At 42.5% G+C, this 21,344-nt stretch carries 16 protein-coding genes; 14 read left to right on the forward strand and 2 right to left on the reverse strand.

Annotated features, from left to right (window positions below):
• Nucleotides 1–66 precede the first annotated feature (66 nt).
• The 4 genes from NSQ20_RS16305 (at nt 67) to NSQ20_RS16320 (ending at nt 4,052) form a co-directional block, all read left to right on the forward strand.
• A complete protein-coding gene (locus NSQ20_RS16305; protein WP_036615858.1) occupies nt 67–441 on the forward strand; it encodes a response regulator in 375 nt (124 codons plus the stop codon).
• Nucleotides 431–1,066, forward strand: coding sequence for a chemotaxis protein CheC (locus NSQ20_RS16310; RefSeq protein WP_076253050.1), 636 nt, complete (start codon nt 431–433; stop codon nt 1,064–1,066). The genes NSQ20_RS16305 and NSQ20_RS16310 overlap by 11 nt, the downstream gene beginning before the upstream one ends.
• The gene (locus tag NSQ20_RS16315; protein WP_047842973.1) at nt 1,059–2,021 is read left to right on the forward strand and encodes a sensor domain-containing diguanylate cyclase; all 963 of its coding nucleotides are present in this window, start codon (nt 1,059–1,061) and stop codon (nt 2,019–2,021) included. Before NSQ20_RS16310 ends, NSQ20_RS16315 begins: the two co-directional genes overlap by 8 nt.
• 1,233 nt (nt 2,022–3,254) lie before the next feature.
• Nucleotides 3,255–4,052 (forward strand): hypothetical protein, encoded by a 798-nt coding sequence (locus tag NSQ20_RS16320; RefSeq protein WP_036615847.1) that lies wholly within the window; start codon nt 3,255–3,257, stop codon nt 4,050–4,052.
• 72 nt (nt 4,053–4,124) lie between these two features.
• Here NSQ20_RS16320 and NSQ20_RS16325 read toward each other — a convergent pair whose 3' ends face one another.
• Complete coding sequence (locus NSQ20_RS16325; RefSeq protein ID WP_074095086.1) at nt 4,125–4,469, reverse strand: helix-turn-helix domain-containing protein; 345 nt, start codon at nt 4,467–4,469, stop codon at nt 4,125–4,127.
• Nucleotides 4,470–4,735: 266 nt separating this feature from the next.
• Between NSQ20_RS16325 and NSQ20_RS16330 the strand changes: the two genes are divergently transcribed.
• The 5 genes from NSQ20_RS16330 (at nt 4,736) to NSQ20_RS16350 (ending at nt 11,223) form a co-directional block, all read left to right on the forward strand.
• The gene (locus NSQ20_RS16330; RefSeq protein WP_340030310.1) at nt 4,736–5,839 is read left to right on the forward strand and encodes a Gfo/Idh/MocA family oxidoreductase; all 1,104 of its coding nucleotides are present in this window, start codon (nt 4,736–4,738) and stop codon (nt 5,837–5,839) included.
• A 115-nt stretch (nt 5,840–5,954) separates the two neighbouring features.
• On the forward strand, nt 5,955–7,301 hold the full coding sequence (locus NSQ20_RS16335; protein ID WP_340030312.1) for an NtaA/DmoA family FMN-dependent monooxygenase: 1,347 nt from the start codon (nt 5,955–5,957) through the stop codon (nt 7,299–7,301).
• Nucleotides 7,302–7,315: 14 nt separating this feature from the next.
• Nucleotides 7,316–8,056 (forward strand): oxygen-insensitive NADPH nitroreductase, encoded by a 741-nt coding sequence (nfsA, locus tag NSQ20_RS16340; protein WP_340030313.1) that lies wholly within the window; start codon nt 7,316–7,318, stop codon nt 8,054–8,056.
• Between the two features lie 138 nt (nt 8,057–8,194).
• Entirely contained in the window at nt 8,195–8,620 is a 426-nt protein-coding gene (locus tag NSQ20_RS16345; protein ID WP_340030314.1) for a MarR family transcriptional regulator, read from the forward strand.
• Nucleotides 8,621–8,904: 284 nt separating this feature from the next.
• A complete protein-coding gene (locus NSQ20_RS16350) occupies nt 8,905–11,223 on the forward strand; it encodes a glycoside hydrolase family 95 protein (protein WP_340030315.1) in 2,319 nt (772 codons plus the stop codon).
• A 118-nt stretch (nt 11,224–11,341) separates the two neighbouring features.
• On the opposite strand, the gene NSQ20_RS16355 is transcribed toward NSQ20_RS16350, so the two are convergent.
• Entirely contained in the window at nt 11,342–12,193 is an 852-nt protein-coding gene (locus tag NSQ20_RS16355; RefSeq protein WP_340030316.1) for an AraC family transcriptional regulator, read from the reverse strand.
• Between the two features lie 159 nt (nt 12,194–12,352).
• Here NSQ20_RS16355 and NSQ20_RS16360 point away from each other — a divergent pair, with 159 nt between their 5' ends.
• From NSQ20_RS16360 to NSQ20_RS16380, 5 genes are all read left to right on the forward strand, one after another.
• A complete protein-coding gene (locus NSQ20_RS16360) occupies nt 12,353–14,335 on the forward strand; it encodes a hypothetical protein (RefSeq protein ID WP_340030317.1) in 1,983 nt (660 codons plus the stop codon).
• A gap of 101 nt (nt 14,336–14,436) precedes the next feature.
• Nucleotides 14,437–16,023 (forward strand): response regulator, encoded by a 1,587-nt coding sequence (locus NSQ20_RS16365; protein WP_340030319.1) that lies wholly within the window; start codon nt 14,437–14,439, stop codon nt 16,021–16,023.
• The gene (locus NSQ20_RS16370) at nt 16,005–17,744 is read left to right on the forward strand and encodes a sensor histidine kinase (protein ID WP_036615824.1); all 1,740 of its coding nucleotides are present in this window, start codon (nt 16,005–16,007) and stop codon (nt 17,742–17,744) included. The genes NSQ20_RS16365 and NSQ20_RS16370 overlap by 19 nt, the downstream gene beginning before the upstream one ends.
• A 121-nt stretch (nt 17,745–17,865) precedes the next feature.
• Nucleotides 17,866–19,527: an ABC transporter substrate-binding protein gene (locus NSQ20_RS16375; protein ID WP_340030320.1), complete on the forward strand. Its 1,662-nt coding sequence runs from the start codon at nt 17,866–17,868 to the stop codon at nt 19,525–19,527.
• Between the two features lie 42 nt (nt 19,528–19,569).
• Nucleotides 19,570–21,246, forward strand: a complete 1,677-nt coding sequence (locus tag NSQ20_RS16380) for an ABC transporter substrate-binding protein (RefSeq protein ID WP_340030321.1) — start codon at nt 19,570–19,572, stop codon at nt 21,244–21,246.
• The last annotated feature ends 98 nt before the right edge of the window (nt 21,247–21,344 follow it).

The raw sequence follows: 21,344 nt of genomic DNA on the forward strand, positions 1-21,344 counted from the left end.
AAGAACTGTCCACAGCGCCTGACCATCCCGAGCTCTTACCATTTTATCAAGGAGACTGAAGAGAAAATGAAAGTATTAATCGTGGAAGACTCCATTTTCGTACAGAAATTACTTACAAAGCTGATTGTTGATCATATTCCAGAATGCGAGATTCAAATTGCTAACAATGGAGAGCAAGGATACAACCTATTTAAGGAATTTCAACCTGATTTTATAACCACTGACCTGCTGATGCCTGGTTTGAACGGACAAGAAATGCTTCGAATGATTCGAGAAACGGATAGCAATGTCAAAATTATTATCTTATCCGCAGATATTCAGAAGACAACTAGGGATGAAGTTGAAATGTTAGGCATTTCTGGTTTTTTGAATAAACCGTTAACCGCAGAGAAGGCAACTACCATGATTCAACTGATTCAGGCGGCCTATCATGCTGAATGATTTACAGAAGGATTTGCTTACTGAACTAGTGAACGTTTACGTGGGACAAGCGGCTAACATGTTGTCAGAGATTGTAGACAAGCGTATCGTTTTGAATATTCCGGAAGTGGAACTAATCTCCATCTCCGATGTTGATCCTGGAGATCGAAGATACAACATTTTCTTTAGTGAAGGTCACCTGTTTAGGTCATCCTTACAGTTCGGATACGAATTTCAGGGAAAAGCATTTCTGATGTTTCCTGTTGAGCAGGCTAAAGTATTGGCAAACATCTGTCTTGGAGAACTGGGTGAGAGCGTTATACCGAACGATCCGAACCTGATGGATACGGATTTGGACGTTTTGAAGGAAGTTAGCAATGTCCTGCTTAACGCCATTATTGGAGAATTCGGTAATTTCCTCGAGATCAAACTGGAATACGTCCTGCCTGATATTGAACTGATCTATGTCACCAATTCCGATCAACAAATATTGCTTCAGAATGAAGTTTATGTCCTGGTTTTACATACCTCGTTTTTACTTGCCGATACGGATGTGACAGGTATCATTGTCATAGCACTGAGTATGAACTCCATATCGAGCCTGCTGGCCAAAATGGACGCTTTGTTGGAGGCGGGCAATGGATAATCTTATTTCACAAGCTTTGAACAAAGCCCATATGGGAATAATGATCGTAGACAGGCATTTGAAAATTGTTGTGTGGAATGCCTGGTTGGAGCGCTTTACTGGCAAGAATGTAGAAGAGGTAGTAGGCTTGAACCTGCTTGAGGTCTGCCCACGGTTTAAGTCGAACATGTATTTAAATATTTTGCAAAATGCGCTGTATCATGGACAGAGCAGATTTTGCTCAAGCGCGTTACATAAGGCATTCATTCTTCCTAATGAAGGAGAGGATGAACAATTATTCAGACAAAATATGCATGTTGAACCGCTCTATCATGAAGATCGGAGTTATGCCCTTATTCAGATTACTGACATGACTAACACCAATACCAGGGTATATAAACTTAAAAATCTGATCAAAGAGCTGGAGACGGAGTACGCCAAAATCAAGATCTCCGAGAAAATCAGCAAGCATTTGTCTTTGCATGATCCACTTACCGGTCTGCCTAATCGTCTTGCTTATAATGACCGTCTTGCCTGGGCCATCAGTAATGCCAAAAGAAACCATAACAAACTAGCCGTCATGTTTGTGGATGCTGATGGGTTTAAACAAGTGAATGATACATATGGACACCATGTTGGCGATCAAGTGTTGCTGGAAATGGCAAAGCGATTAAGCGAAACAATTCCAAGTGCGGACACGGTAGCTCGGCTTGGCGGGGACGAATTCATCATTTTAAGCCATCTGAAAGATGATCACGATGCTGAAGTCATCGCCAAAAGATTGGAAGCTGCATTCAGTACCCATTTCAAAATTGCCGGAAACTATATTAACCTTTCGATGAGTATTGGTATCAGCCTATTTCCCAAGCATGGACAGGAGCCTTCCGAACTTCTGAGACATGCGGATGGAGCCATGTACAAGATTAAAAAGAATGGCAAGAATGGTTACGGAATTTATGAGCCTGAAAATGTTTAAGAAATCTAAGAGTGTCATTTAATAAAGTTGCTATAATAGCAACTTTATTTGTCTATACAATTAACATAAGAAAAAATATGTTTTTTCTATGAATAATATTTTTTTACATATGAAGATGAGAGAGTAGTTATTGAGTAATGTAGTAATCATTCAGCCAGTAATACTTATAAAGGAGTGTGCATATTGAATGTAATAGATGGGTCGATAATCGTACTTTTGCTGTTCAGTTTCTATATTCTATTACTGTACGGAATGCCGATTATCTTAATCATAGTGGGGTATTTCATATTTAAAGGGTACAAGAAGCGCAGGGGTGTGAAGACGAACGATAAGTCGGTGGCTCCTGATGGTCAGCAAGCTACTATTAAACCATAGATTAATGTTGATACCACGATATTGAGCGGGACCAGAGTAAGGCCCGATTGAGAGCCGCTATATTAGCGGCTTTTTTGGATTTTAAATAAGAAGAAGTCTGAAAGAGGCGATAGTCAGAACAGTACCAAAAGCAAGGAGAAAAACGCCTCTAAACTTGATGCCCATCATATCGTATTCATGAAGTTCATCCTTCGTACGATTAAAAGGCCATGAATTAGGTCGTCTCAGTGCTCTAACCCCAAAGAATAAACCAATCATTCCAAGCAACAGAAAGAAAAAGAAGAAAAACATATCATCCCCCCTTTAACAAAGATAAGTAATATGGAAACCTATTGATTTGCCTATGCTGGCTGAGAATACATACTTTATGAAGGGTTACGTGGTTTGAACATTTTGTAGAAGATCAAACTGTATACATACGCCATAACCATAGGTTTAAAATACGAAGCGTAAGACCAGATGATGTACCATCTATTAAAATACCACACTTTTCCGTAATCTTTGGCGATCCACTCTACAATAGTCAATATGAGAGCTGATACAACTGCTACTAACCATGGATGTGCTCGATGCCTGTTAATATAATATATCATAAGACATCCAGCCATAAGGAAGAGACCCACATCGAATGGCAGAGCTGAAAAGGAGCGATTCGTGAATTACGGAGCAAGGTGTCAAAAATATGTCTTTGATGTTAAGGCAAGAAAACTAGCGAATCTATTTCAAAAAAACTGGAACAGTGCTATGATATAAAAGGAAAATAAATCTAATTATTACAATAAATTTAATATATTTACAGAGAGGGATTAAAGATTGAAACTATAATCCAAATATTTTTTATTATGAGGAGGAGAAACTATGAATAAGAGAAAAACGAAGAAAGTTAGTACGGTAATGATTTGTATTCTATCGTTATTTTTGGCATCTTCAACAGTCCTGGCTAATACTGCATCTTCACCGTATAGTACACCCAAAATTAAGGGACACACGTACACTTTCACATCTGAAGTATGGACTCGAAATTTCACTACAGGTACGACTGCTGAAGCCGTTGCATCAGTGAAGGCTTCAGCAAGTGTTCCAAATGGATATATGGGAGCTATGGCTAGATTGTACACATCTGGCGGAAGCTTAACAGCTTCAAGTTCCATGACATATAATACGTCGAAAACCTCTAGTTTTTTTGTCTACTCTCCAAGAATAACGACTAAAACGACGTATTATGCTCAGAACGTTGGTGAATTCTATAATGGGAATGGATACACTCGTTATACTGGATACAAATCGCCAAACTTAAAGTTATCGAACGTAAATTCATCAAATGTTTTATTTGAAAACAACACTGAAACATCGGAAACGATTCACGAATTATTGCTTCAAACTAAATATGATGTCAATTCACAGGGCGATACCTATGGCTCAGCATTATCTGAACCAATCATTGGGGTTGAACCCGATTTGATTGCTGCAATTGGCACCAATGGAATCGAGGGTTATCTAAAAGCTGAAGATCTTACACCTAAAATCACTACCATCGAAGAAGCCTTGGCACAAACACAAGTGAATGGTACTGTTCGAACGATTCATTTGTATGATGTAGAAGGAGACAATATTATTGGAGAATTTGATGTAGTTACTGATTATAAAGTAGAATAGAAATTTTTCAGAGTAAAAGAGCCGCTAAATTGCGGCTTTTTTGGGTTAAGCTATCCATTTCAATTAAGTTGCTTAGCCGTATTCTTTTCCAAAGTCCTCCATCTTTTCAAGGATCGGTAGTAACTTCATTCCCTTGTCTGTTAACGAATACTCAACTCGTGGAGGAACTTCCGGATATACATCGCGTTGAATAACACCATCATTCTCTAACTCTTTAAGCTGCTTTGTAAGGGAGCCTTGAGACAGATCTCCAAGGAATTTTTTGATATCCGTATATCTCCGTGTTTCGTCTTTTAGGTACCATAAGATAAAATATTTCCAACGCCCAGAAAGGACATTCTGAGTAAAAGCTATGGCGTACATGTCACTTTTTCCATCTATAAACTCTTGTTCAAATCCTTCATTGCAAACTCTCATTCATATCACTCCTGATCCAAAGGTACAAAAAGATGTACTATGTTCATTTAAATTGCCCTCTTTGCTAATAAAACAAATACACCTATGATGGTGTCAACACCAAAACAATTTTAGTTTACCTAAAGTATGAAAGAATAATTAATGTTATCTCGATTGAATAGTTAGCAAGCTAAATAAATATATCATAGAAATGAGTGACTGATAAGAGCTGGAGACAAACCGATATTCGATCATACTGTAAATTTTAACAAGGGAGATGTTTAACAATGAGTAAAAAAATTCGTACAGGTATCATAGGGGCATCCATTAATAACGGGTGGGCGAGTGGAACACATATTCCAGCTATTCAGCATTTGGATGAGTTCGAGCTTACAGCGGTTGGGACAAGTAATATGGTGAGTGCAAAGGCAAGCGCAGAAGCTTTCAATGCAGATCACGGCTTTGATAATATGGAGGAGTTGGCTCAGCATCCTGATGTGGATATGGTCGTTGTCAGTATTAATGTCAAGGAACATTATAACGCCGTTAAAGCCGTCGTGCCTGCTGGCAAACCAATCTATTGTGAATGGCCACTGGGGTCGAATACAGAGGAAGCCTTGGAAATGCAGGAATGGATAGCGTCCGCACAACTGCCAAATGCGATTGGATTACAGGCTAGACAAGCCCCGGCCATTCAATATGTAAAAGATTTATTGGAAGAAGGTTATGTCGGTAAAGTGTTGTCTGCCAACCTGAAGATCTCTATAGATGGCATGGGTGGCGTTGGTGACAAGTCGACTGCGTACTTATATGACCGGAAAGTTGGAGGGAACTTGCTGACCATTGTAGGGGGCCATAATCTGGATGCCTTCACTTACATGCTTGGGGACTTTACAGAATTGTCTGCAACCACAGCTCAACAGTTTCCAGAAGTTGAATTGGTAGATATTCAGAAAGTCATCAAGAAAACAACGGATGATCAGATCATGATTACAGGGAAATTGACTAATGGGGCAGCAGCCAGTGTTCATATTCAAGGTGGAGTCAAACATCAGACAGGACTCACACTTGAAATTTTCGGAGACAACGGCACGATTGTTTTGAGCGCCCCTGCATCCATTCAATTCGGATCACATCAATTACGCGGTGCAGGATCTACGGACAACGAGCTTCGTGAACTACCCATTCCCGATGCCTATTACTCGGCTCCACATTCTCTATATAACGACTCCGGAATTGTTCTGAACATGGCTCAGGCCTATCGTAAGTTTGCCAAAGATATTCAAGGAGGTACTACCTTAGCACCTACTTTCGCGGATGCGGTGAAACTTCATCAGTTACTGGATGCCGTCGAGAAATCAGCCCAGACCGGTGAACGTCAATATCTATAACCCTCACTCATCGGAACAAAATCCGATCCATCCAGATACTTAGCATGCTAAATATATTCGCACTATTGAAAGGGCACACATATCTGTGCCTGTCCAGAACGAAGGAGAAAATCGTATGAAAAAAAGAAGTGAAATGCAACTGGCTTTACAGATGGTTTCGGGTTATGGAGCCGAATTTAGCGCATGGAGAATGCCTGGTACGGATCCTGCAGCTTACACCAATATGGATAGTTATGTAGAACGGGCTAAATTAGCTGAACAAGGAAAATTTCAAATGATTTTCATCGCTGACACTCCAGGATTATCCAATAATTTAGGCCCACAGACGCCTATGTTCCCTATGGACCCCATGTTGGCACTGATGGCAGTAGCAAGAGAGACACAACACATCGGGCTTGTGGCTACCCTCTCTACAACATTTAATTATCCCTACAACATTGCACGTCAGTTCAAAGCACTGGATGTTATCAGTCATGGACGTGTGGGATGGAATGCAGTTACCACATCCGATCCCCTAGCGGCTGCTAATTTCGGTGCCAGGGTTGAAAATCGCCAAGAGCGCTATGACAAGGCGCATGAAAGCATACAAATTGTTCAGGCCTTGTGGGGGAGTTGGGAACCAGACGCTTGGACGTTAGATGTAGAAGGAGGGGAATTTGCGGATATGGACAAAATCCAGCCTATTAACCTTCAGGGTCAATATTATGCATCTCGTGGTCCTTTGCCCATTCCGCCCTCTGAGCAAGGGCAGCCAGTGATTTTCCAGGCAGGGGGAGGAGGTGAAGGATTAGAATTAGCTGGGAAATATGCTTCGGGAGTGTACGCCAATCCTTATGATATTACTTCTGCCCTGGAACACAGACAAGCGATAAGGCAAAGTGCTGCCCGTTTTGGTCGAAACCCCGATGATATCAAAATGTTTGCTGGTTTTATGTTTTCTCTGGCTTCAACGGAGGAAGAAGCTCTGGATCGTCGGAAACAGCTTATGAGCTTTAACCCCCAGGAAATCCCCAGCAGGGTAAGTTACCTCGGATCCATGGTTGGTTTACCCTTATCGGTAAACTCAGTAGATATAGATCAACCTTTAGCGGCAGACTTGTTGAAAAACGCATATGCCAACCCCATGGACCCACGTTCTCCGAGAGCCTTAAAGTTATTAAAAGAAGGACTCTCTGTAAGGGATGTTCTCGCTCACGGGGTCATCAACTATCATCCGGTTGTTGCAGGCACCCCGACACAGGTTGCTGACTTCTTGGAAGAATGGTTTTTGGCTGAAGCATGTGACGGATTCTCAGTCGTGCCCGATGTATCTTTTGATGGCGTTGCAGATTTTGTGAATCAGGTAGTACCTATCTTGCAGGAACGCGGTTTGTTCCATAAGGAATATGAAGGAAAAACACTACGCGAGAATATGGGCGTTCCTTACGAATACGGATTGCAGGAACATGGAATCAACGAATAAAGGAGATTTTTTTAATGAATAACACAATTGAATTGCTTCATAACCATACATCGTTTCGTTCTTACACATCTCAACCCCTAACTGAGGAACAAATAGATGCAATATTTCAGGCAGCAAATCAAACTTCATCGTTCAGTCTTCTGCAGGCGGTATCCATTATACGCATCACAGATCCAGTACTTCGAAAAAAACTCAGACATCTGTGTGTCGATCAACCCTATATTGAAGAAGCGGCCGAATTCTGGATCTTCTGTGCAGATTTCAACCGAAATCATGAAATCGCTCCGGATGTGGATATTGAATATATTGAATTTCTGTTGATTGGTTCATTCGATGCTGGCCTGATGGCACAAAATGCGTTAACCGCGGCTGAATCGCTGGGACTTGGCGGAGTGTTCATTGGTGCGGTCAGAGCTAATATTAGCGAACTATCTGACGCATTGGATTTACCTAAATATGTTATCCCTCTGGTGGGGTTATGTATCGGTAATCCAGCTGGAGATAAGCCGGAACTGAAACCTCGACTCCCTCAATCCATGGTATTGCTTGATAATCAATACCAACCAATGGATCAAGAGAAATTAGCAATCTATGATGAGACCATGCTGAAGTACTATGAAAATCGTCCGACGAGAGCCCCTTTCACCGTAAAAAAAGTAAAAGGATGGAGTGACCATATCCAGGATCACCTCGAGAGAAGTATCCAACCGCAAATGATGGCCTATTTGAACAAGCAAGGTTTTGCCAAAAAATAAGGACTAAACCAATCTTTCGGGTGAAACTTGGATAGGAAAAGGCCCTTAAAGACGACACTAAGGTGAATTGACACCTGTATATCTCCATGATACATTTAGTCTGCTAAATATAATTCGGATGTTAGGGAGGGATCGTTCATGACAGATACAGTAGATTGTGAAATTCGACAGTCTTTAGATCGAATTACCTCCCAAATGCGACGAAATTATAGTGAATCTCTTCGGGAACTTAATCTCTATGTAGGACAAGATAATCTGTTGTATCGGCTGTGGTTGGGTGATGGGGTAACCCAGATGCAACTAAGTGAACATATGAAATGCGAACCACCAACGGTTACAAACATGGTCAAATCACTGGAACAGAACGGATTTATATATCGCAAACGTGATGTACAGGATGCAAGGATCATGCGTATCTTTCTAACCGATAAGGGCAAAGAATTAGAAAAACCGGTTGAGCATAAATGGAGAGAGCAACAAGAGAAACTACTTCAATCCATTTCTTCGGAAGATCGGCTGATATTGAGACAATTTATGCAACAAATGGAGCGAAATATCTTATAACTTATGCCAAGATTCACGTAATCTAAATAAATGAACGAAACAGAGCCGCTATTATAGCGGTTTTTTTATTGCCAATAGCTATATTTTCTTGCCCGGAACAAGAATTTGTACTGTCAGTTTCGGAATTCACGATTACATCTTTAATGCTGGGATAAGATTGTGATAATTCAAGTTAATTTTGTTCATTTAGATGCTTAAGAGATTACAGTACACTGAAAGAACATACAAACGGAACACACTAAACATGAAAATATGAGGAATTATAATTCGTTGGAGGTTTTAACGTGAAGACCAAAAATATCTGGTTTAATCAACCTGCTGGAACATGGGAAGAGGCATTACCTATCGGAAATGGAACTCTTGGAGGCATGATTTTTGGAAAAACACAGATCGAGAGAATTCAGCTTAATGAAGATAGTCTGTGGTATGGTGGTCCGATGCAGCGGAATAATCCTCAAGCACTTGAATCTTTATCTCAGATCAGAAGCCTGATTTTTGACGGTAAGATTAGGGAAGCAGAAGAACTCGCAGCAGATACTCTGGTAGGTGTTCCTGACGGGCAAAGGCATTATGAGCCATTAGGGGACTTCTATATCGCTATGGATCACAGTGAACATGAACCAAATGGATATCAAAGACATCTCGATCTGGAACAAGGCAAGGTAAACGTGGATTATACCGCAGATCAATCCATTTACAGCCGAGAATATTTTGCTAGCTACCCGGATCAAGTGCTCGTTGTTCATCTCAAATCTAGCGTGCCTGGAAAGTTATCTTTCTCCACTGTTTTTGGCAGGGGAACCGTTCTGGAATCAACATCCTATTCCGATATTCTTAAGCATCCTGTTGGTTTCCAATCCTATCTGGACCGGATCGAGAAGCGTGGAACGAATGACTTGATCATCCGGGGAAGAAGTGGGGGAGAAGAAGGAATCCGTTTTTGTTGTGCGATTCGCCTTATATCTGAAGGAGGGCAGGTTCATTATTCAAGCGGCCAGCTTTCTCTGAAGGATGGTAATTCAGCGACTATTCTAATCACGGCTTGCACGGATTTCCGAGTACCTAAGGAACAACTTGAAGCGGAGTGCCTCCGAAGAATTGAGGCCGCTTCAACAAAGCCATATAGCGAACTGCTCGCCGATCATGTCTCGGACTATCAATCCTTATTCGAAAAGATGGATATACATCTCGAAGATGAAAATAAAGATGTGATATGTTCCGAACTTCCAATCGATCAGCGCCTTGAACGGCTTAGAGCTGGTAAGCATGATCCGGAACTGATGAGTCTATACTTTCAATTTGGTCGTTATCTGCTTATCTCAAGCAGCCGTCCAGGTTCTTTACCGGCAAACCTTCAAGGGATTTGGAATAAAGACATGCTTCCTGTATGGGATAGCAAATATACGATTAATATTAATACACAGATGAACTACTGGCCTGCAGAAAGCTGCAATCTGTCTGAATGTCACGTTCCATTGTTTGATTTTATAGATCGACTGCAAGTCCGGGGAAAGGAAACCGCTAGAACCATGTATGGTTGCAAGGGATTCGTTGCTCATCACAACTCGGATATCTGGGCAGACGCTGCTCCGCAGGATGTATGCATGACATCGACGTTTTGGACTATGGGAGGAGCATGGCTTTCATTACATCTATGGGACCACTATGAATACAATAAGGATGTTCAATTTCTCAAAAAAGTTTACTCCACGATGAAAGATGCGGCTATGTTTATTCTGGATTATCTAATAGAGGATCCTTCCGGCAATTGGGTGATATGTCCTTCGTCCTCACCGGAAAATCGCTATATATTAGATAATGGAGAGTCGGGGGCTTTATGTTTTGGTGCTTCAATGGATAATCAGATTATTAGAGAACTCTTCACGCGTTGCATTGAAAGTACCCGAATATTGCAAGAAGATCAGGAATTTGGAGAAGTACTCCGTGGTGCTTTAACCAAAATACCGGAGGCCTCCATTGGCAAACATGGCCAGATCCAAGAATGGAGTAACGATTATGATGAATTGGAACCGGGCCACAGACATATTTCCCATTTATTCGCTTTGCATCCTGGAACGCAAATTACGTTGCAATCAACGCCTGACCTGGCCAAGGCAGCTCGTGTAACACTCGACAGAAGACTGGAACACGGTGGTGGACACACAGGATGGAGCAGGGCGTGGATTCTCAACATGTGGGCACGATTAGAGGAGTCGGAACTTGCACACGAAAACGTCGTGGAACTTCTACGTTCCTCCACGTTACCCAATCTGTTTTGTGACCATCCTCCATTTCAAATTGATGGGAACTTTGGAGGTACTGCAGGGATAGCAGAGATGCTTCTTCAGAGTCATAACGAAGTAATCAGATTGTTACCTGCTTTGCCATCAGCTTGGCCAAAAGGATATATTCGTGGTATTCGGGCTCGTGGCGGATTTGAAATAGATCTGGAATGGAATAATGGTCGTCTATTCAATACCAGAATTCGCTCTATTGCAGAATCAAGAGTAACCGTATCCTATCTGGACCAAAAGATAGAATTAACCTTTCCTGGCCCCAATTCAATAATTGAACTAAGAGGATACGACTGGAATAACAAATAAGAACTTACTGATTACCTGAGCGAATACCCGCTGACAAAATTGTCGGGCGAATTCGCTCTTTTTCTTTGCTGAGATAAGATATAGGCAAGAGTCGGCGTGTTTTTGCTCAATGCCATGTTTAAAGAAGACTTCCATATTTAACAAATTTACCAGGTGAAGTGCCGACCATCTTCGTGAAGCTGCGAATAAAATTGGCATAATCTCCAAAACCGGATTGATAACAGGCCTCTGTAATACTTAAACCTTCGATTAAATAAGATTTCGACAGCTCTATACGCCGACTAAGAATGTATCCTCGAATCGTGAGTCCGGTATGTTTTTTGAATTGTCGACTAATATAGCTGCTATTCGTGAACATAGCCTCTGACAATTGTTTGAGCGTCAGTTGCCTCGTCAGATTACATTCAATGTAATCCATCGTGTTTCGAACTAGTTCAGGCATAATATTCGTTGCAACAAAATCCGTATTTTGAAAAGTTAGATTCGTTAGAAGGAGTAGCTGTGTAATCAAAATATTCCCCAGAATATCCGCTCCATAGTCACTTGATGAGAGACACTGTTCAAGTTCGCCAGCTAATTGCAGCACTCGTTGAAGCTCTTCCTCTTCAAGATGTACGATATTACCCTTACCCTTGGGACGGTAGTCGAAACATGCGGATAAGTTGGTGCTTGAAGTAGACAAGCGGTTCAGATATGACTTTTTCAGATTTATGGTGATTCTCTCATATTCATTTTTGTCCAAGGCAAAGGAACGGTGCATCTCCTCCGGGTTAAGAACGAGCAGATCGCCACGTTGCAAATGGTAACAATGGTTCTCAATATAGAAGTTTACATTGCCACGAAGAAACAAGTAGAGTTCATATGCATTATGTCGATGATAAAACGTTCCCATATTATACGTGGTGGTGCGATGAAGGTACAACAGCTCATTCTGGATTGGATCAAACAGGTATTCTGAAGTCTCATTCATATCAGATATATGACCTCCTTGTCGTTTCGCGCAATAAATATAGCCGTTTGTGCAATGAAATTGCAGACGTGAACCTATAAAATGTAACCATCCTAGCATGATGGATACATAATTGCAAGCGTTTCCACTCAGGTGTGTACAACGCGATTGGAGGAAAAGATGGATCTGATTTTCACGGCTAGAAGTAGAGTGCAGGACAACGTAGAGTACACGGCATTGGACAAGCATGAACTTAAAGCTGACGTAAAAGTAATAAGCGGGAACGGTAGTGCAGAAGACCCGTGGCAAGCCGACATTCAGATTTACAACGAGGGACAGAATGCCTGGACAGGAGTTATTCATGTGGAAATGCCGTTGGACAAAAAGAATCCGAGATTTTTTTTGCCTGCATTTATGTATGGCCGCAACCGGGGCGAAGCGCCTCAGAATGTTCCAAATGAGTTCCCCAGGCTAAGGGAGGGCAGTCCTTCTCGTCCTTCATCACCCTGGTGGATGGTAAGAAGTGATCGTCTGTCTCATCCAGCTGCACTTATCTATGATGAAGGTCGGATTGTTGGTCTAAGCGCAAGTCCCTACTGGATCAATACAGGAAACCAGAAGCAACAATGGTATCCAGGAATGGAAGGAAACTTTGTGCAATATGGGGGATTCACATGTTCTATTGAAAAGGGTACGGTCGGATATACGTTGGGATATGAGAATGCTCCGTTGTTATTTATCAAATCCAGACTTGTCCACGAGCGAGCTGCCCTTGGAGAAAACTGTTTTGAACTTGCGGCAGGTGAATCGGTCAGGCTCACACTTGAACTATATAACTACGAGTCTGAATCAGAACTGGGCATCAATCCAGCACTGGAAACAATCTATAAGAGATATCACGAAAAACCAAGAGAAGGAAGTGACATTCAGACAACGGTAACGGATTTGTCCAATGCCATCTATGAGTATGCCTGGCTTCCGGAGGATCGTCATTATTCTACATTTGTATATGAAGATGCTGCTAAAACCAGTAGCTACCGATACAACAAAATTATCTCAATCAGTTGGACAAATGGTATGACCATAGCTGTACCAATGCTTATGGCCGCACTGCGCCTGAATAATGAGCCCATGCGACAGCAGGCGTTATCCTGTATTACCAATATTATCGAGAATGCCATGAATCCCGAATCCGGACTTCCGTATGACGCTTATCAGGATGGGATCTGGAGTGTTAAAGGCTGGTGGTTCGACGGCATGCGTACCCCAGGACATTCCTCTTACCTTGTAGCTCAAGCGATGTTCTACATTCTGAAAAGCTACGATTATGAGAAGCGCATTCGAAATGTGAGACACGATGATTGGCTTTCTTACGTCAAACAAATACTTGATCGTCTGGAGTGCACGAAAAATACGGATGGAGAATATCCCACCATTTTGTCAGAGCGGACCGGAGCAGGTCTTGAATATGATGCTTTTAGTGGAGTCTGGTGTCTTGCTGCCAAGGCATATCACTGTTGGTTAACCCATGATGAATCTTCTCTGGAAGAGCTCAGACGCAGTGAAGCCCACTATTACAACACCTATGTGCAACACATGGAATGTTACGGCGCTCCACTGGATGCGGACAAGGCAGTGGATTCGGAAGGCATTTTGGCTTACATCAAAGCTGTTCGGTTTCTGCACGCGTTGACCGGTGACGAGCTATATCTAGATCACATGAGAGATGCGATCAGTTATGAATTCAGCTTCAAATTTTGTTACAACTCACCTATTAAGATTCCTCCACTCAGTACATTAGGCTGGTCCAGTTCCGGGGGAAGTGTTACTTCAGTAGCTAATCCGCATATTCACCCCATGTCCAGCAATCTAGTGGATGAGCTGTTGTATTATGTTGGACAGCGGGAAGAGAATTATGTTCGTCAACGTATGATGGACACCATCGGGTGGGGTTGTCAGACCTATAATCGTTATGATCAAGAATTCGGCTATGGCAAAAAAGGATGGATGTCTGAACGCTTCTGTCATTCGGAAGGACTGGTCACTGAAAAATATGCGGATGGTACGCCAGCCAGCACCTGGTTTTGCCTGATGCCATGGGCTAGTGGATCGATCATTGAAGGCCTCGTTGGCGACTATTGGGATTATGCACGACATGAATGAATTTATTATGCAATAACTACAACAGTCACCATATTAGATTCCGCCGATAGGGAGACACGCTACCGGCGGTTTATTTTCGTTGGAGGAAAGGGGACACACGGATGTTAAAAGTATTACTGGTAGATGACGAGATGTATATACGAAAGGGGCTGTATGAACTCATAAATTGGATGGATCTTAATATGGAGATTATCGGAGAGGCAGAGAACGGTGTAGAGGCATTAAATCTGATTAAATGCCTGCAACCAGACGTGATTATTACAGATATCCGTATGCCAATCCTGGATGGACTGGAACTGATACGTGCCGTAGAGAAAATACCACATCTGGAACCTGTGTTCATTATCATCAGTGGTTATCATGACTTCAAATATGCACAGCAGGCAATCAGGTACGGTGTTCATGACTATATCCTGAAGCCTATTGATGATGAAGAACTGACGGCGACGTTGCAGAAGTCAGCTAATCTGATTTGCAATAAAAGAAAACATATTCTTTGGACTGAGGGACAGGCCAGTAACATCATGCTGGAGGATGTGATCAAAGGCCATGTACAGAAGGAGGATGAACATCGATATGCCGAGATGCTTGGCATCAATCGTAACTCCAGTCTGCTCATAACTTTGATTGAACTTCAGACCGGATTAGATGCAATTAAAATTACGATTGAACAGCTACGTGAAGCAGTACATTCTCTGGAGAGTAATTTATGTAAAATGTTCATCAGTGAGCAACAACGCGGCACGTTTGCTTTATTACTGTTGTGGCCTGATCATCATCAAGGAGACTCGGCGTTACAGGATAACCTGCATAATATTCATATAACACTGAGCAAAAGGTTCAACCTGGATATCGGTCTTTACGCAGGAACACTTGTCAAAGAAATTGGTGATGTCACACAATCCCTTATGGCGGCTGAAGAAGCAGCCAAGCATAAATATGCTGAAACTGGTGGTGTCGTACGTTATACGGAAATCAAGGACAAACCACTGTTTGTTTTCAATGTATACCAGGACGAGGTGGATCAATTAATTCTGAGCCTGGAAGAGGGGAATAGGTCAGCTTACCACAAGATTGTAGAAGAGAAATTCAAATTGTTTCATATGAATCGATTTTCTTCTCAGGCTGTATCGGGTTCTCTTTTGCGTTATATAACGGGTATTCTCGCTGTGGTCCACGAAATGGGTGGTAATGATGAAGGGTTGCAACAACTGAAGGAGCTGGCACAACAAAGTCATGAAGGTTGGAATTTACGACTATTGAAAGATGCTTTTCTCATCGCGCTGGAGGAAGCCGAGGATTATGTCTCTCATCTGCGGATGGAACGATCCAAAGGGGATATCAGCAAGATCAAACGATATATTGATGCAAATTATACCGAGAACATCAATCTCAAAAGCATTGCTGCGCTCTTCTATATGAATCCCGTTTATCTTGGGCGATTATTCCGCAAAAGCTACAATCAATATTTCAATGACTATCTGCTCAACCTGCGGATTCATGAAGCGAAGAAGTTATTGCGCCAGACGGATCTGAGAATGTACGAGGTTGCTGCACGTGTAGGATTTCAGAATGCGGATTATTTTGTAACCCAGTTTGAGAAACTGGTTAAGTTATCGCCTACAGAGTATCGCAATCTCCTTATGGGAAATGAGCAGCGAGGTGCACAATGCCAAGATGGAACCTGAATTACATGAAGCTTCGAGATAAGCTACTGCTTATGTATGTCTTATCTGTATTTATTCCCATCGTTGTCACCAATGTGGTGTTCTACAATGTCACATCCGCCAATATTCGTAGTCAGAAAACTCGTGATGCAGGCATGGCCTTGAACAATCTGAAGAACGACCTGCGAGTAACCATTGATCAGGGCGTCGGCCTCTCTTATTCGTTATATACTGACCCTGTATTCAATGACACCATCTCCCGTTCATTTCAGAGTCATTTTGAGTATATTGACGCTTATAATTCCTATCTAAAAGGGCAATTCTCCGGTCAAATGAATCAGGGAATTCGCTGGTATCAAGTGTATACCGATAATTCTACCATTTTATCTTCCGGTTATATTGATCGTTTAACTGACGATGTCCGCAACTCGGACTGGTACGTTCAATTTCAGGCATACTCCGCCCCTTATCCGGCATTGATCTCATCGGATCAGATGTTAAGTCTGGTTCAAAGGCTCGACAATCTGGACACTGGGGGGAGAGAGCAGTTACTTAAAATTGACCTGAATATGGATATGATCAAGCAGTATTTTCACAACAGCGGATTTGATGGAAAAGTGTATCTTCTTGATCCGGGGGGACACATCCAATTTTCAAATGATCCTACAGCAGAAGAAGCTCAGATAGGGAAACGTTACAGCGAGATCCAGTTTCCAAACAAAATGATTCCCTTTGAGATTACGTATACAGGTATTAACTATCTGGAAGGGTGGTCCCTGCATGGAGTGATGGATGAAGAAATTGTGTTGAAGGAGGTGCGGAAGTCCCGTTCCTTCGTCGTATGGCTGGCTTGCATTAATTTTGTCCTGCCTTCTATTATCATCGCGGCGATGTCCAGATCCATCCATGTCAGGCTGGTGCGTATTCTAAAACATATGAAAAAAGTAAAAACACAGAATTTCCAGACGATTCCGCCTGAAGATGCAAGAGATGAAATAGGTCAACTCACGATGGAATTTAATCGAATGACCGAGACGATCCATAACCTGATTCATGAGGTATATCTCGCCGACATCCAAAAGAAAGACCTGGAGTTGAAGCAGCAGGAAGCACAACTTCATGCGCTCCATAGTCAGATCAACCCACATTTTTTGTTTAATACGCTGGAGTCGGTACGTATGCGGAGCCTCATCAAAGGTGAGAAAGAGACTGCCAAAATCGTGCATAACATGGCCAAGATGTTTCGCAAGTCGATTAGTTGGAATCAGAATGATGTGACAGTGAAGGAAGAATTGGAACTCATCGAGAGTTTTTTGCAAATTCAGAAATACCGCTTTGGAGAAAAACTCCAATATACCATTGAAGCAGATCCTGCGGTACTGATGTACCGAATCCCCAAGATGGTTATCCTTCCCTTTGTTGAGAATGCAAGTATTCATGGAATTGAGTCATCTCCGGGTGTAGGCATCATTCAACTCTTTGTTTCAATGGAAAATGAACAGCTCCATATCAGACTAACGGATAACGGTATAGGGATGTCACAAGCAAAATTAGAAGAGTTGTTAAGTTACCTGGATCAAAACACCGATATGGGAGAGCATGTTGGCATGAAAAATGCGTATAGTCGCTTAAAACTTTGTTATAAAAATCACTTTACATTCGACATCCAGACATGGGAAGGAGAAGGTACGCGTATCCAAATTAAGCTTCCACTTGATCCATCAGCCATGCCAGGCGACTAAATACGAGGGATATACTTTTCTAAGTAGGAGGTACACTTTCATGGGTAACTTTGAAAGCGCTATCTTGATATATTGAGAAGGCTTAAAGACACAAACAATACGTTAAGGGGGCATTTGCTACATGTTTAGAAAAAAAAACATTATAACAGGTCTGGCCATTTTACTGGCTGTAACCCTGGCAGGTTGTAATAAAGCCAGCCCGGAAGCCTCTTATCCTGACAGTAATGACAACACCCCGGTCACCTTTAAATATTTCACGTTTGGCGGTGGCAAGAAGGACATTCTGGCAAGCAACACGACCATTGGCAAGAAGCTACAGGAACAAACAGGCGTTGACTGGAAGATGGAATATCTGGTCGGTGACGGTGCAACCAAGGCAGGTGTAATGATTGCGAGTGGTGATTACCCCGATATCATCGACTCCAGTGGTGAAATGGCCAAATTGATGGATGCAGGATCTTTTATCTCGCTGGATGAACTGATCGATCAATACGGGCCTAACATCAAGCGAGTATACGGGTCTTATATGGACAAATTCAGACAGGAGGATGGAAAGATCTATTTCTTGCCATACACTGCCAACATCGGTTATGTGTCAGAGCCTAATTTTCAGACCGGCTTTTATTTTCAGCGTGCTGTGTTAAAAGAGTTTAACTATCCCAAGATCAAAACGCTGGACGAATATTTTGACTTGATTGAGCAATACAAGCAAAAGCATCCGCAGATCGATGGAAAAGAAACTATCGGCTTCGCTACACTTGCGGGTGAATCGGGCAGCTTTTTCACCCTGCTAAATCCAGCTATGCATCTGGCAGGTTATCCAAACGATGGCAGTGTGATGGTGGATATGCAGAGTCATGAAGCCAAACTGGTAGCCGGATCTGATTATCAAAAACAATGGATTCAGAAGCTGAGCGAGGTTAACGCACAGGGGATGTTTGATCCAGAATCCTTCACAATGAACCAGGATCAGTATCTCGCCAAGTTGACATCCGGTCGGGTGCTGGGATATTTCAGTTACTCCTGGCAGGTTGGAGACGCAACGAACAACCTCAAGAAGGCTGGTATTGACGATAAACGATACGTATCTCTACCGATCGTATTTGATGACAGTGTCAAAGACCAGTATGTGGACCCGCCAGGTTTTGTGAACAACTACGGTGTCGGAATTACCGTAAATGCCAAGGATCCCGTGCGAATTATTAAATATTTTGATAATTTGCTTAAGGAAGAAAACCAGATTCTGGTTCAATGGGGTGTTGAGAACGAGACGTATAGTGTGAATGATGAGGGCCGCTTTTACTTTGAAAATGATGACCAACGCAAAGCACATGAAGATCCGGAATTAAGTCGTAAATTCGGCTTTGACTATTTTAATTACAGCTGGCCTCGTTACGGGAATAACTCCGTACTGGAGGATGGCAACGCCTATGGGCCGGGCAATCAACCAGAAGTCGCCACTTTTAGCTACACGGACGGTGACAAGCTTTTGTTAGAGAAATATGGTGTGGAGACATTTACAGAATTATTCAGCACACCGGATGAGCGTCCTTGGTCTCCTGCTTGGTCTATTGCACTGGAGCAGGGCTCTCCTGAACAGATTTTTATCACCAAGGCAGAAGACCTCCAGAAGAAATATTTACCCAAAATGATTATGGATTCGCCTTCCACTTTCGAGAACACATGGAATGAATATATGAGTCAATTGAATCAACTCGACAAGAAAACATACGAAGCTACGATAACACAGGCAGTTAAGGATCGTGTAGCTGGCAAATGGTGAGTGTAATCCACGAGAGAAAACACGGAACGGGGGAATATTCACATGTTAAAACCAAAATTTAGAACAGCGGGTTTAGCTGTATTACTAACAGCTTTGCTGGCTGGGTGCAGTCAAAACAGTTCGTCATCAGCGCCTTCAGCCACAGGTGATGATGAGAACAGTCCAGTCACGTTCTCGTATTACATGTTCTCTCCAGGCAAGAAGGATGTTCTGGCAAGCGAAACTACCATCGGTAAAGCGTTGCAAGAGCAGACGGGTGTGGACTGGAAGATGGAATATCTGGTAGGTGATAGTGCTACAAAAGCCGGTGTCATGATTGCCAGTGGAGACTATCCTGATGTCATTAGCTCCAGTGGTGAGATGTCCAAGTTACTGGATGCAGGTGCCTATATTCCGCTGGATGATCTGATTGAGGAATACGGTCCTAATATCAAAAGGGTGTATGGACCATATTTCGATAAAATGAAAAATGCCGAAGATGGAAAAATCTATGCCCTGCCTTATACGGCTAATCAGGGTGAGTATTCAGGTAGTCCAAATGTGGGCGGAGGAGCTTTCTGGATTCAACGATCTGTGCTCAAAGAGTTTGATTATCCCAAGATCACTACACTGGATGAATATTTTGATCTAATTCAGGATTATAAGGAAAAACATCCAACTGTCGACGGTGCAGAGACAATCGGATTTGTGTCACTTGCGGGTGTGGCCAATAACTTCTTCACCTTGCAAAATCCAGCGATGCATCTCGCCGGTTATCCGAACGATGGCAGTGTCATGGTGGACATGACAACCCATGAAGCAAAAGTCGTCGCGGGAACAGATGCTCAGAAAAAATGGATTCAGAAGTTAAATGAAATCAATGCTCAAGGCATGCTTGATCCAGAATCCTTTACGATGAACAAAGACCAGTATTTGGCCAAGCTGACTTCGGGTCGTGTGCTAGGATACTTCAATTACGGCTGGCAAATTGGAGATGCGTCGAAAAACCTGCTCTCGGCAGGCATTGATGAGAAGCGCTACGCTCCACTTCCGATTGTGTTTGATGAAGGAATTAAGGATCAGTATGTGGATCCTCCGGGCTTTGTCAACAACTATGCAACAGGCATCTCGGTGAATGCCAAAGACCCTGTTCGTATCATCAAATATTTTGATAATTTGCTGAAGGAAGAGAATCAGGTTCTGGTGCAATGGGGAATCAAGGATGAGACGTACAGTGTGGATGAAAAGGGCCGATTCTATTATGCAAATGAAGATCAACGCAAGGCTCATGATGATCTGGAGCTGAGCCGTAAATTCGGGTTCACTTACTTCGGATCAGACTGGCCGCGATATGGCGGTGAATCTACACTTACCGATGGTAATGCTTATAGCCCTGGCAACCAGCCGGAAGTGGCCGCTGCATCTTACACCGAGGGAGATAAGAAATTCCTTGAAGCCTACGGTATCCAAACCTTTAGTGAATTGTTTAACAAACCGGAAGAGCGGCCTTGGTTCCCGGCATGGTCCATCGCATTGGAGCAAGGATCACCTGAACAGATCTTCACGACCAAATCGGATGATTTGCAACGTAAATACTTGCCGGAGATGATCTTGGGAGCGCCATCGAATTTTGATAAATTGTGGGATGCCTACATGGCTGAACTGAACAAATTGGATAAAGCTGGTTATGAAGCGACCATTACCAAAGTTGTGAAGGATCGTGTAGCAGGAAAATGGTAATACGAACACTTTAAGTGCGTGTTCAATAAGACCGGTTTTCAACAATCTCTTTAAAACAAACTGTTACATGCGCAGGAGAAGACGAAAGAGCATAAACT

The organism is Paenibacillus sp. FSL K6-1122 (assembly GCF_037977015.1).
GTDB lineage: Bacteria > Bacillota > Bacilli > Paenibacillales > Paenibacillaceae > Paenibacillus > Paenibacillus amylolyticus.

Coding starts and splice junctions, on each gene's coding strand:
- NSQ20_RS16305 (WP_036615858.1), top strand. CDS start 67: ATGAAAGTATTAATCGTGGAAGACTCCATTTTCGTACAGAAATTACTT.
- NSQ20_RS16370 (WP_036615824.1), top strand. CDS start 16,005: ATGCCAAGATGGAACCTGAATTACATGAAGCTTCGAGATAAGCTACTG.
- NSQ20_RS16360 (WP_340030317.1), top strand. CDS start 12,353: ATGGATCTGATTTTCACGGCTAGAAGTAGAGTGCAGGACAACGTAGAG.
- NSQ20_RS16315 (WP_047842973.1), top strand. CDS start 1,059: ATGGATAATCTTATTTCACAAGCTTTGAACAAAGCCCATATGGGAATA.
- NSQ20_RS16310 (WP_076253050.1), top strand. CDS start 431: ATGCTGAATGATTTACAGAAGGATTTGCTTACTGAACTAGTGAACGTT.
- NSQ20_RS16335 (WP_340030312.1), top strand. CDS start 5,955: ATGAAAAAAAGAAGTGAAATGCAACTGGCTTTACAGATGGTTTCGGGT.
- NSQ20_RS16325 (WP_074095086.1), bottom strand. CDS start 4,469: ATGAGAGTTTGCAATGAAGGATTTGAACAAGAGTTTATAGATGGAAAA.
- nfsA (WP_340030313.1), top strand. CDS start 7,316: ATGAATAACACAATTGAATTGCTTCATAACCATACATCGTTTCGTTCT.
- NSQ20_RS16375 (WP_340030320.1), top strand. CDS start 17,866: ATGTTTAGAAAAAAAAACATTATAACAGGTCTGGCCATTTTACTGGCT.
- NSQ20_RS16365 (WP_340030319.1), top strand. CDS start 14,437: ATGTTAAAAGTATTACTGGTAGATGACGAGATGTATATACGAAAGGGG.
- NSQ20_RS16320 (WP_036615847.1), top strand. CDS start 3,255: ATGAATAAGAGAAAAACGAAGAAAGTTAGTACGGTAATGATTTGTATT.
- NSQ20_RS16330 (WP_340030310.1), top strand. CDS start 4,736: ATGAGTAAAAAAATTCGTACAGGTATCATAGGGGCATCCATTAATAAC.
- NSQ20_RS16355 (WP_340030316.1), bottom strand. CDS start 12,193: ATGAATGAGACTTCAGAATACCTGTTTGATCCAATCCAGAATGAGCTG.
- NSQ20_RS16380 (WP_340030321.1), top strand. CDS start 19,570: ATGTTAAAACCAAAATTTAGAACAGCGGGTTTAGCTGTATTACTAACA.
- NSQ20_RS16345 (WP_340030314.1), top strand. CDS start 8,195: ATGACAGATACAGTAGATTGTGAAATTCGACAGTCTTTAGATCGAATT.